Origin of the sequence: Nostoc sp. FACHB-190 (genome assembly GCF_014696905.1) — a bacterium.
In the GTDB taxonomy this organism is placed as follows: domain Bacteria; phylum Cyanobacteriota; class Cyanobacteriia; order Cyanobacteriales; family Nostocaceae; genus Nostoc_B.
Map to the genome: position 1 here is coordinate 146,336 of NZ_JACJQW010000011.1, position 12,736 is coordinate 159,071.

The 12,736-nt window shown below is 38.7% G+C and carries 11 protein-coding genes and 1 pseudogene; 2 read left to right on the forward strand and 10 right to left on the reverse strand.

All coding sequences use genetic code 11. The features are described from left to right. Positions 1 to 104 precede the first annotated feature (104 nt). From rppB to H6G28_RS14855, 8 genes and pseudogenes are all read right to left on the reverse strand, one after another. Positions 105 to 1,433, reverse strand: coding sequence for a two-component system sensor histidine kinase RppB (gene rppB / locus H6G28_RS14825; RefSeq protein WP_190594364.1), 1,329 nt, complete (start codon positions 1,431 to 1,433; stop codon positions 105 to 107). A 5-nt stretch (positions 1,434 to 1,438) separates the two neighbouring features. Beyond that, positions 1,439 to 2,173 (reverse strand): two-component system response regulator RppA, encoded by a 735-nt coding sequence (gene rppA, locus H6G28_RS14830; protein WP_190594363.1) that lies wholly within the window; start codon positions 2,171 to 2,173, stop codon positions 1,439 to 1,441. Positions 2,174 to 2,529: 356 nt separating this feature from the next. After that, positions 2,530 to 2,634: pseudogene (locus H6G28_RS36855) on the reverse strand (cobalamin/Fe(3+)-siderophore ABC transporter ATP-binding protein); the annotation flags it as partial. Positions 2,635 to 2,911: 277 nt separating this feature from the next. Next, positions 2,912 to 3,484, reverse strand: coding sequence for a DUF2238 domain-containing protein (locus H6G28_RS14835; protein WP_190594362.1), 573 nt, complete (start codon positions 3,482 to 3,484; stop codon positions 2,912 to 2,914). Between the two features lies 1 nt (position 3,485). After that, positions 3,486 to 4,838, reverse strand: coding sequence for a DUF2254 domain-containing protein (locus H6G28_RS14840; RefSeq protein WP_190594361.1), 1,353 nt, complete (start codon positions 4,836 to 4,838; stop codon positions 3,486 to 3,488). Next, positions 4,838 to 5,842, reverse strand: coding sequence for a mechanosensitive ion channel family protein (locus tag H6G28_RS14845; protein WP_190594360.1), 1,005 nt, complete (start codon positions 5,840 to 5,842; stop codon positions 4,838 to 4,840). The genes H6G28_RS14840 and H6G28_RS14845 overlap by 1 nt, the downstream gene beginning before the upstream one ends. Before the next feature lie 37 nt (positions 5,843 to 5,879). Continuing rightward, positions 5,880 to 6,695: an ion transporter gene (locus tag H6G28_RS14850; RefSeq protein WP_190594368.1), complete on the reverse strand. Its 816-nt coding sequence runs from the start codon at positions 6,693 to 6,695 to the stop codon at positions 5,880 to 5,882. A 13-nt stretch (positions 6,696 to 6,708) separates the two neighbouring features. After that, positions 6,709 to 7,992, reverse strand: a complete 1,284-nt coding sequence (locus tag H6G28_RS14855) for a TIGR00341 family protein (protein WP_190594359.1) — start codon at positions 7,990 to 7,992, stop codon at positions 6,709 to 6,711. Positions 7,993 to 8,399: 407 nt separating this feature from the next. Here H6G28_RS14855 and H6G28_RS14860 point away from each other — a divergent pair, with 407 nt between their 5' ends. Continuing rightward, positions 8,400 to 9,338: an S-layer homology domain-containing protein gene (locus H6G28_RS14860; RefSeq protein WP_190671662.1), complete on the forward strand. Its 939-nt coding sequence runs from the start codon at positions 8,400 to 8,402 to the stop codon at positions 9,336 to 9,338. A 103-nt stretch (positions 9,339 to 9,441) separates the two neighbouring features. Continuing rightward, positions 9,442 to 10,332 carry a DUF2382 domain-containing protein gene (locus H6G28_RS14865; RefSeq protein WP_190671664.1) on the forward strand — a complete coding sequence of 297 codons (891 nt, stop codon included), beginning with the start codon at positions 9,442 to 9,444 and terminating at the stop codon, positions 10,330 to 10,332. A gap of 127 nt (positions 10,333 to 10,459) precedes the next feature. Here H6G28_RS14865 and H6G28_RS14870 read toward each other — a convergent pair whose 3' ends face one another. Both H6G28_RS14870 and H6G28_RS14875 read right to left on the reverse strand, forming a co-directional pair. After that, on the reverse strand, positions 10,460 to 11,227 hold the full coding sequence (locus H6G28_RS14870; protein WP_190594356.1) for a sucrose-phosphate phosphatase: 768 nt from the start codon (positions 11,225 to 11,227) through the stop codon (positions 10,460 to 10,462). 100 nt (positions 11,228 to 11,327) lie between these two features. Continuing rightward, on the reverse strand, positions 11,328 to 12,725 hold the full coding sequence (locus H6G28_RS14875) for a glycosyltransferase (RefSeq protein ID WP_190594355.1): 1,398 nt from the start codon (positions 12,723 to 12,725) through the stop codon (positions 11,328 to 11,330). Positions 12,726 to 12,736: the final 11 nt, after the last annotated feature.

Consider the following 12,736-nt stretch of genomic DNA (forward strand, 5'->3'; position numbering starts at 1 on the left):
ACTGTCGCAAAATAAACACAAATTACGATCGCCCATAGATACCCAACTTTTGACAGTTGGGTATCTGAACACCTGTAATCTGTCAAAATCAATTGGGTAGAGTATTACAGAGGAATTCGGACTGTAAATGTACTCCCCAGTCCGAGTTGACTTTGAACGTGAATATTGCCTTTGTGGGCTTGAGCGATCGCTAAAGCAATGGCTAAACCCAAACCAGAACCACCAGAACTACGAGAGCGATCGCGATCTACTCGATAGAACCGATCAAAAATTCGTTGTTGATGTTCGAGGGCAATACCAATTCCTGTATCTTGGACTTTAATAATGGCGTAAAGCTCATTAATTTCTAAAAAAACAGTGACTTTTCCGCCACTGGGTGTTGCCTGAATTGCATTAATAATTAAGTTAGAAATTAAACGATAAAGCTGTTCTTCATTTCCCTGGACATAAAATTTTTTTGTCACTGGCATCTGTCCAGAAAGATTGACGTGATTTTCTACAGCTAAAGATGCTAACTCTTCAATTAAATCGCTAATTAAATCATTCAAACAGCAAGGTTGATGTTCTGCTGCTATTTGTTTTTTATCTATCCTTGTCAACAGCAATAAATCACCAACTAATTGTGATAAGCGATGATTTTGGCGTTTGAGGACATCTAAAGTTCCATGATGTGCTTTTGCTTCTGGCTGTAACTTGATTGCGGCTTCAATGGTAGAGTGCATTGCTGCTAAAGGTGTGCGGAACTCATGGGCAGCATCAGCAGTAAATTGTTGCATCTGTTGATAGGAAAGATACACAGGTTGCATTGCCCTTTCTGCCAACCACCAACTAGACAAAGCCACAAAAATCATCGAAATTGGCAGTCCCAAAATTAAAGTTAATCTCAAATAAGCTAGATGTTGCTCTAAATCAGTAATACTACGTGCTACTTGTAAATAACCTGAAATTTGGTTTTGAGTATACAAAGGTAAAGTAATTTGGCGGTATCGCGTACCAAAAGCATCAGTAATAATTTGCCAAGGTTGTGATGATATAATAGGTTTTAAATTATCAAATTCTATGCCTGTGCTGGCAAATACTTTTTCTGAACTATCTAATAAGCGCACATAGTAATTAACCTGATTTCCTACCTCATCTATTGGTTGTTTAATAATAGTTTTTTGAGGCAAACAGTTTGTAGAAGCTATACATAATTCTAAGGAAAGTTCTTTAGCTAGTTCCTGTAAATGTCCAGGTTGTTGCCAAGCTGGTTCAACACTTTTACGAAGTGCCTTGGCGACTGATTTTAATCCCTGATCTATAGTTTCATAATAACTATGGGCAACCACAGTATATACTCCGAAACCAGATAGCCCTAAAATACTACCCATCACTAGGGTATACCAAGCGGCCAATCTCAACCGAGTTTGGTAAAAAATAGGATTACGTTTCATGTAAATCAACTACTTATTTCTGTAGTCTGAATATTAAGACGATAGCCTACACCATAAATAGTTTCTATTAAAGCTTCGCTGTCTTCTTCTCCCAATTTACGTCTCAATAAGCGGATTTGCGCTGCTACGACATTGCTGACTGGTGCTGTACCAATTTCCCAAAGTTGATTAATAATTTGGTCACGGTTGATAATTTGGTTAGGATGTCGCATAAAAAACTCTAAAAGTTGAAATTCCTTAATCGTCAAAGTTAATACTTGCGTGTCTCCGTTAAAATACTGGCGAATCAGTTCATGAGTGTTGTAGTTAAGCCTCAGATAACCTACTTCTAAAATTCGAGGTTTGACTTGGGGTGTAAATGTTATGCCTGTGTAAGAAGCCCGTCTGTGCAATGCTCGCAATCTGGCTAGTAGTTCTGCCATATCAAAAGGTTTAACTAAATAATCATCCGCACCGCTATCTAACCCAATAATTTTTTCTTCCATACGGTCTTTAGCCGTTAGCATTAACACAGGTAGAGTTGACTGGCACTGTCGCAACCATTTACACAACTCTATTCCAGAGACTCCAGGCAGCATCCAATCAAAAATCGCTAACGTGTACTCAGTTGAGCTATTTTCGAGATGTTGCCATGCTTCATTCCCATCTAAAAACCAATCTACTACATACGCCTCATGGCTGAGAACTTGTTTGATAGCTGCACCTAAATCTGCTTCATCCTCAACTAATATCAGTCGCATAGTTAACACAGTACCTAAAAGCTGCTGAAAATTTCTGCTTCTAGACGGATAATATCATTCCGCACCAAGACTAGTAGTTTACCAACCCAAAATTGCAGTTTAGGTCGAGCAGGGGGAGAAAATTCCTCCCTCTCCAGCCCCCTCAGCCTGCCACTATGCAAAGTTGCTGTGACAGACTACTAAGGGTAACTGACTACTCGACAGCTTGAGTAAATAACCAAGACAGTTCCCGCAGGCGGCTTGTACAATCTTCGTTCAGATATCGTAAATGTGCTTCAATGTCATCAGAATTTCTGACAAAGCAGCATTATCTGTGCGATCGCTCTCTAAGAATAGTGAGTTTCTACTCAGCACTGTTATATGTCATCCTCATACCCTTGATGCTCGATAGGAACACACATTGGTGTTCCGATAATTGGATCAGGTACAATCCGACATTCTAAGCCAAATACTTCTTGTAACGCTCTTCCATCACTCTAGGCAGAAGAAAATAAGAAATCGCTGGATTTGTAGGGTTTTGGGATAGCACCGTGCATTCGATTCATCAATGCAATTAATATGAGAAATCCAATTGATAAATGCGAAACTGGAAAGACTCTCAGCTAAGGTTTGAGTAAATTAAAGAATATGAAAGGTTGAATGACTAAAGTTAAGACTAACTATCAAGTAAGCACTTATAACCATTTCTGCATTTGGGAATAGTCAGTTACCCGAAAATCAGCCCAACCTAATTCATTTTTACTCTGCTTCATTACGATTTGTCCATTCTCGCAATGCCCAAAGGCTAATTAAAGCTGCTAATCCAGCACCAAGTGAGTCCATAATTAAATCAATAATGGTGTCATCCAAACTTCCAATGACTTGAGTATTCAGAATTTTACCCGCAGACCATTCTACAATTTCCCATAAAGCACCGATCGCAATTCCAAAACTCGTAACTGTCACTATATACAAAACTGTATGATTGCGAAATACATTCAACATGGAACTGTATACTAAAAAGCTCAGGGCGAGAGTAATCGAAAAAGTTGTATAAGCATGAACGATCTCGTCATAAGGCCCTGGTATACCAAAGAAATTCCATACCCAACCAATAGCATTGAGTAATGCAGCTAAGACAAACAAAAAATCAAATAAGGTTGGTAATTTATCATCTCGAACAACAAATACAAAAGATGCTATTAAAAAGAATGCTAGACCTAAAGCATTTAGCCATTTACTTTGAACTGCTGCGGCGATCGCAAAGATTGCTAGTATAGCTTGTCCTAGCCAAGCAATAACTCGATAACCCCGCCAATTTAAACTTTTCATCCTATTGTTCCCAATCTTTAATATTGCTGTTATTACCTAAATTTTTAATAATTTGGTTATATCTTTCTTCTATATCTTTTTGGTCTTTGGGTTGGGAAATTTCCGCCAGACTATTTTGTAAAATCATGTCAGCATGATGTCGCAGGATTGCTTGATATTTAGAATTATCTGTGTAAGTAGCAATTGCAGCTATAGCTTCTAACAAACTAATAGTGACTGCAATATCAGCACATCCATAGTGGCGAATTTGGTTAAAAGCTGCATCCATCAATTCAGTAAATTTGACACCTTCGGCAATGACGCGCAGTTTATTATAATGGTCGTAGCGATAAGGCGAGGGAAAATTTCTCTGTACAAGATGACATAATCCGGCGCTGATTTGGTTAATACAACGAATAGCAGTAAATGGATCATTCACTGCCGGGGATAGCGCACGTAGGGCAATTTCTACTAATTGATCGATCGGAAATTCTACATCTTGTTGTTCAGTGCGTTCTTTACCTAAAATAAAGGCATCATTGATTTGCTTAGTCAGGTTTTTATTGACTTTCTTACCAGGAAAAACTAAGACTAAATCGCCACCTTGAATGAGAAATTTTCCGGGATGAGTTTGCAAACTAATGAGCAAATTATACTGACAAGCAATATTCATTAATTCTGCGTCATCAATTGCTTGTAAATAACCTGTATTGTGAGCGCAAATCGGTGAGGCTTCGTCCTCAAAAGATGTAGGAATTTCTGTAAATCCTTGTCTATCTTCTGGTTCACTCAACCCGATTTTTTCAGGAAATAAACGTTCAATGGCTGAATGTAAATCTGCACTAACGTTATGAATTACATGAGATGCTTGAATGATTGTAGAAGCATGATGAATAAAATAAATTAAAATACCAATGCTAATAATTGCCAGTAAAACACCAACTGTCACTGCTAGTTGTGGCACAAACTGGCTATATTCGTCTCCTTCTCCATGAATGGTTCGCAGTACGAGTAAGCAGTAAATGAATGTACCAAGAAATGTGCCGAGTACAATTTGATTGCCTGTATCCTGCATAAAATTACGCAGAAGCCGGGGGCCAAAATTAGAAGCAGCCAATTGCAGAGCGACAATGGTAATGGAGAAAGCTGTAGCAGCAACGCTCACCATTGAACTTGCAACAGCTTCTAAGAGCGATCGCGCTCCATCTGCGCCCCCAGTGTAAACCCACCAATAGTTAATATCTATGTTGTCTGTGCGGTCAAGATTCAGTATGATGAAAGCTAAAACAGTAGCTACCATCACCATAACTGCTGGTATAAACCAATAACTTGAGTGGAGTTGATCCCACAGTTTGCTGATCTTGACGTTTCGCATTATTCGTTAGTTTGAGTGTCTATTTTACTGTTACCGTTTTGGGTAGAGTGGGCTTGTGCTAGTAGCCTAAGTGAATCGCTGACACGGCGAGGCTTGGGTACTTCAGTTTTACCTTTAGGCCAACCTTCTCGCTGACGGGAGCGATCGCCATCTTTCTCTTCGGTTTGGTCGTGGAACAAAATTTGTTGTGTGGGGAAGGGCAAATCAATGCCGTTTTCCGTCAGTTTTTTCTTAATTGCCATAATTATCTTATCCCGCGAAGATAAATCATCTGCCCTTCTAGGTGGATTAATCCACCAACGTACACGAATATTGACGGTGCTTTCAGCTAATTCCATTGCCAATACATCAGGTGCGGGATCTTTTAAAACTTCGTCTATACTATGCAGTGCCTCTAACATTAATTGCTTGGCTAAATCAATATCATCGCCGTAGCCAATGCCGACATCATATTGTAATCGGCGGTGTTCAAAGGCTGTATTAACTGTCACCGAATTTGTAAATAACTCCGAGTTAGGAATCACAATTCGCCGACTATCATAAGTTCTAATTGTTGTTGCCCTTGTCTCAATATTTTCTACAGTACCTTCAAAACCTTTAAAGACAATTTGGTCGTCAATTTGAAAAGGTTCTGTCAGCAAAATCAAAATCCCTGCTAAGAAGTTTTGCAAAATATCACGGAAGGCAAAACCAATGGCAACACCACTAATTCCCAACAGTTGCACCAAGTCACCAGCCTTAAATGTGGGAATCACAATTGAAAGGGCAATGAACAACCCAATCAAAATAATAATTCCTTGGGCTAATCTACCTAACACTAATCCTAAATTACGTGCATAGCGATGGTTACGAGTTAAACGTTTAACTAATGCTTTAATTCTGCTGGCAACCACCAAAAATAATATAAAAACAATCAACGCTAAGACCATGTTTGGTAACAAAGCGATGAAACCGTCAATCATACTTTGAAATTTATCCCAAGCGGCGGAGATTTCTGCATTCATAAACATTCCTCATACAGTTTTAAATTTATATGGATTCTCATGAATTTGAATTTTGATGCAATAGTTCTTGAATCTCCTCTCGCAAGGCAGTAATTTCTGTTTGCAGTAGTTGAATCGATTTCGCCCCAGCTAACTCGGCTTCGTCATTATCAGCATCACGACCAATAAAGAACGTTGCCAGAGTTGCAGTTACATAGCCAAACACGGCAAAGGCATATAAAGCTAAGAAAAAACATAGCACTCGTCCTTCAGGAGTTTTCGGCCAATACTCAGAACCCATCGTTGTGATTAACATTGCTGTCCACCACAAAGCCGCACCGTAATTGTGCAGCCCAGATTCCCCAGGAACTTCATTTTCAAACGCATACATTCCGGCTGCTCCTAATAAAGTAATAATCATGGTTAACGCCACAACATAACCAAAGCCGCGACGGCTGACACTGGCTGATAAAACTCGCATTCCTCGGTTAGCACGAGTCATCACTCGCAACAGTTGTAACCCTCTGACTACCCTTGCTGTCCTTAAAATTCTGACGACTCGGAGAACTCGAATAGTACGTAATGCTGGCAAAAATAAAGAAATAACTGTTAACCAGTTGTTTTTAATATAAGAAAGTTTATGTGGAGCGATCGCTAATTTTAGGAGAAAATCTAAGATAAAAATAATCCAAATAGTAATGCTCACAGCTTGTAGTAAAGAATTTAATCCCCAAATAATCTCGATGATAAATAGTGCTAACCATACAAAGCCCAGTATTAACATTGGCGTTTCTAGCCAATCTTCCAACTGTTGCAAGACTTCGCTGCGTTCTCTTTCTAGGGCTTGTTTTTCGGAAATTTTAGAACTATTCATCATAATTCGAGGTTCATTTTTTACTAGCAGGAAGTTCTAGTACATTGACACTAACTAAAGGTGTGACATTAAAATCTTGGTTTAATAACTGAGTTTGAATTGCTTGGGTGAGGCGATCGCTAATTTCTTGATTCGAGGTTGTAACTTGCGGTTGACGCTGTACATAAATTACCGACAGCAGTGTATCCTGACCTGTAATATCAGAGCGAATGAAACGCACATTCGCCTCGACTAATTTGGCTAAACCAACTTGTTTCACCGTTTTCTGCACTTGAGCATTGGCACGTTGGGCAAGGCTAGAGCGTTGCAAATTGGGAGAATTGATAAACTGCCAAGTTAGTAAACCAGCCAATGTAATCACAGTGATTACCAAAGCAGAATAGAAGACTCGCTTGTTACCCCGTTGATAACGAGTTTCTTGTGCAGACAAACCAAATACCCGGAACAACAAAGCTGCCGAAAAATTAATTCCGCATAGTTGCAAAAATAATAAAAACAGCCCCGAAATTACTATGTCCCAGCGACCAATTGCACTGGACATCCCGATAATTCCCGCAGGTGGGGCCAAAGAAGCCGCAACTAACATTCCTGTGGCGGCTCCAGATACTAAACTGCTGCGTTCTGACTGCACCAAGTTTAACGCCCCGGCGGCTCCGGCTGCCAATGGTAAAATGACTGCCACTGCTGAAACTTGGCTATTGTCTAGCATTGAACTGGTGGCAATTTCTTGCCTTAATATCAAACTCAGTAGCCAAGTTGTAATAATAGTTACAACTAAAGCAGCAAAATACCTTAAAATGCTTATTCCCAGAAGTGCGCGATCGCCCCATGCAGTTGCAATGGCCGTATTCATGGCTGGGCCTGCAAACGGCGCAATCAGCATTGCTGCTACCAACAAGTAACTTGTATTCGTATACAACCCAGTCCAGACAACAAAACCTGCAAGTGCCGCATAACCAATAAAACCACGCCAAGAACCAACACTTTGCAACCCCGAAAGTAAAATCTCAATCGGACTGCGTTCTTCTACATCCACCACTTGTTGCGGTGCTTCTGACGCAGGCGGTTGCAGAGTTATCACCCCAGTCGGTATCAATGTGACGTGTACTTTCGGTAAGTCTTGCAATTCCTCTAAAACTTTGCCTACTTCTCGATTAGAAACGTGAACAATTACCACATCAATCGGTTCATCTGCATAGCCTTCAAACCGCGCCAGATTTTTCCCATGATGAGATTTGGCGATTTCCATCACGGCTATTCCATTTCCTTGTGGCACTTGGATCATGAGTTGACGCATTTTTACCTCCCATCGCTAAGAATCTAGTTTTTTAGGCGATCGCTCTACTATCCAAAGAGATATTTTTCAGATATATTTCCTCCTGCATTCCAGTTTTATTTTTAACTATCAAATTAGTAAATAGTTTATATATGATGCAGGATTGCAGTTAAATAAATACTCTTTTACCACCTTAAATTAAATATTGAAATAATTGAGATAAATTATTGATTCTAGGTAATTTTTATATTTCTTATTATTTTGAATTTTCGGATTTTATGTATGAATTGCTTCTAAAGTAAGAAATAAATTCAGCCTTTAGTTACATTTTATTTCTATTAACAGTTTTAGCAATAAAAACTCACTCCTTACTAATCAATTTTGAAGTTTAAAATAAAGAAAAAATTACAAAACAGGAGGCTGGCATAATGGCTCAATTAACTAAATTAGCTTTAACTGGTATATCTTTACTATCTCTTAATTTGGTAGTATTCACAGTTGGAGCATTAGAAACATCTGCCCAATCTTCTTCTACTTATTTTCGTGACGTTCCGCCTAATTACTGGGCGCAACCATTTATTCAAGGTTTAGCTGCTAGAAATATTGTAGCTGGGTATCCTGATGGGACATTTCGACCACAACAACCAGTAGATCGAGATGAATTTGCCGCAATTATTCGTAAAGCTTTTGATCAACCACCAGTTCGTCAAATAGAAAGTGGTGCTGTATATAAAGACATTCCTGCTAACTACTGGGCTGCGCGTCCTATCGAAGAAGCATATCAACAAGGATTTATGGCAGGTTATCCTGGTGGTTATTTTCGTCCTCATCAACCAGTTTCTAGGGTCGAAGCCATAGTTGCTTTAAACAAAGGGTTGGATTTAATTAATAATCCTGCCGCCGTCTCTGTTCCCACCACAGCAAAAGAAGTGCCTCAACAAACCCAACCAAAAGCTGCAAAAAGACGGATTTTCTTACCTTTAGCAATTACAAGTTTAATGCAGCCTTTACTCATACCACAAGCCCAAGCTGCTCAAACTAATATTGCGACTCCTGCGACAACTAAACAACAAGCGACCAATGTGAGTAATCCTGCATCAGTAATCGTTACTAATAATTATGCTGATGCCAATAAAATTCCCCAATATGCTGTAGGAAGCGTAGCCGCAGCTACAAAAAGAAATATAGTGGTCAACTATCCAAAAGCAAATGTTTTTAATCCCAATCAAGCAGCAACTAGAGGAGAAATTTCCGCTTTAGTTTATCAAACTTTGGTTTCCCAAAATAAAATACAACCAATTGCTAATAATTCACCTGCCAATCAATACATTGTTGAAACTCAGACGAACAACCAAAATCTTCAATAACTGAGAATTCAACAATCATTTAGCTGGATATCTTTCTTAAGGAAGAAGGAGGAAAGACATAAGTTTTTAGCATAGTAAATATAGCTATTGGAGGAAAATCAGCATGGCATTATACAAACTTGAAGATTTCGCTGCTCAATCTGACAACACAGATTTTGATAACTACGATATCAACAACTTCGATGTGTATTCAGACGTTGATAATGATAAAATTGGCACAGTCAAACACATTTTAGTAGATGATTCCGGTCGTTTTCGCTATTTAGTAGTTGATACAGGTTTTTGGTTTTTTGGCAGACAAGTTTTGTTACCCATTGGGCGTTCCCAAATTGAATACAGTAATCAGCGAGTGTATGCTAAAGGGTTGACACGAGAGCAGGTAGAAAATCTCCCAGATTTTAATGATTTGGAGAAAATCGATTATGACTATGAAGAAAGAGTACGTGGTGTTTATCGTACTCCAGTCCGACAATCATCCTTAGAAACATCCACCCCTGTAGATGCTCCACCTATCACAAGCGATCGCAAATCTCATGCTCATGATCGTAATACATATAAGTATGAAAGTGAGCCAAATCTCTACAATATGAACGAACAGGATCATCAAAATCTCAAACTATACGAAGAACGATTAGTTGCCAATAAATCCCGTGTTAAAACTGGAGAGGTAGCTATTGGTAAGCACACGGAAACTGAAACAGCTAAAGTTTCTGTACCTGTTGAAAAAGAACGTGTAGTTATTGAACGTACTACTCCCAGCGCAGATGCTAGAAATGTATCACCTACGGATGCCGACTTCCGTGAAGGAGAAGTCACCCGTGTAGGAATATATGAAGAAACTCCTGATATTCACAAAGAAGCTGTTTTGCGTGAAGAAGTAAAAGTTAAAAAAGTAGTTGAACAAGATACGGTGGAAGCTGAAGAGACTCTTCGTCGTGAGGAATTAGATATTAATAAAGATGACAAGAGATTTCGTGACAAAAAGAGAATCTAATTAATATCAATTCACGGGAAACTAAATACCTTTATGCAAACCCAGAGTGAAGTAAATCAAATTTTTTGTGAAGCAGGAGCCAATAGTATCAGACACGGTAGATCATCAATTATCACTGTGTCTTTTTTTAATTTGGAATCGGTTGTCGCCAGTTATTAGGAAATGGTAAGACATTAAAATAGATGAGTCCTTCAAGAATACCTGTGGCATCAGGGTAATGAGTTAAATAATGCCAAGGGTAACAGGTATTGTAATACCACCAAAGAATTTCTGTCTGAGCGTTACCAACAATAATACCAGGCGATGGAAGTTGAAATAAACTCATATCATTTCCTGAACCTCCACACACAATGGTGGCTGTTGGATCTACTTTTAACAAGTGTTGTAAATATCCTACAGCTTTACCTTTGTTACTACTCTTGGGTATGATGTCAATGTCTCGACCGTTGCTAAAAATTACCTGAGCTTGTAATCCCATAAATGTCAGTAAATCTTGCAAATCTGTGATCACTTCCAATGATGCTGACATATCCAGGCAAAAACTTAATTTCCAAGGAGTTTGTTCAATATCTGGTTGAGCTTTTAAAACAGAAAAGTAGCTGGCTACTACAGCAACTTCATCTCTTTTCCAGTCTTGTGAAATATAATTAGCCCAGTCTTTTTCTAAAAGCAAAGCTTGTTGATAGATTTCACTACCTACGCTTGCAATTAAGTAATCTGATTTCAAAAGTTTTGCTTGCGCGATTAATTGACGACTAGAAGTATAAGAGCGACCAGTAATATAAACTAAATGAATTTGATGGCGGATACATGCTAGTCTTTGATTTAAAGCGTCAATAGCTCGATAATTACCTACTAAAATAGCATCTAACTCAATCACTAAAAGTAGTTTCATATTTTCTAATCTCTCAAAATTTCTTTAAATACACGAAGAGTAATTTATTCCTGTATTTAAAATCACTAGCTTTAGGATTGCTATATACAAATAGTCACACTCAACTAGTTACCCATTGAACAAGATCATTAGAAAAAGAATCAATGAGTTTTTCTAAAGCTTTAATTTCATTAGACTTTAAAGTTGTTGACTTTAACAAATTTTGAATTTGCTTTTCTAAATCAGGCGTTAACTTTTTATTTTGAATAACTTCCTGAACAAATGTATCAACTGTCAAAGATTGATAAAGTTCATAAATTTGATTACCAACTCCTGGAGTGCTAAATCGAGACTGCACCCATTTCCGTGCAGCATTACCGTAACTTTCCTGGAGAATGGGATTTTCTAATAAACTGCGAATAGCACTTTTTAAGGCATTAGGATCACGGGGAGGAACTAAAAGTCCTGTTTCACCATGCACTACTGTATGCTGCAAGCCTCCTACATCACTAGCAATTACAGGTGTCCCGGCTGCCATTGCTTCAATTGCTACTAATCCAAATGGTTCGTAGTAACTAGGAACAACGCAGATATCGCCTGCGGCATAGTAAGCAGGTAACAGTGCTTGAGAAATCCGTCCTGTAAAAACTGTTACGCCTTTTAATCCCAGTTTATCAACCAAGTCTTGAATGCGTTGTTGTTCTTGAAAATCTGCACCATCCTCTCGACTACCACCAACTAAATAAAGTTGAACAGCATTAGGCAAACAAGCACAAGCTTTGACTAAAGTTTCTATTCCTTTGCGGGGGTCAAAACGTCCTACATATAAAATTATTTTGGCATCTTGAGCAATTCCTAATTGTTGACGAGCCACTTTTTTACTTACAGAACCAAAGTGTTCTGTATTAATGCCGCAGGGAATAACTTTAATGCGTCCAGATGGTGAAATTAACTGACGTAAATCTTCTACTTCTTGGGGACTGGTAGAAATTACACAATCTGCTTGTTCTAAAATTGCTCTTTCTACACAATAGCGAATTGCTGCAATTTGTGGTGAATTTTGTACATGGCGATATTTTACTGCGCCTATAGAGTGATAAGTATGAACTTGGGGTAGTCCCAATCGAGATTTCAGTTCTAAACCTACCCAACCAGAAAGCCAGTAATTAGTATGAATGAGTGCATAGTTACATTCTGTTCGCTGTTGAAAATTCAGCCAAGCTTCGACAAATTCTGGCAAATATTCAAATAGGTTATTTCTAGAGATAAATTCTGTTGGCCCAACCTTCAGGCGAATTGTGCGACATCCGGGGGCTAATTCTACAATTTCTGGTTGATTGGGGTGTTCTCTGCGGGTAAACATATCAATCTGACAGCCACGCTTTGCTAAGGCTAACCCTAATTCCCGCACATAGACATTTTGACCACCTGCACCTTCTTTACCAACTTCAGATGTAGGGTCGCCATGAACTGAAATTAGGGCATAACTAGGTTGAGAATTTGGTATTGCTGTAGTCATATTTTCCAAAT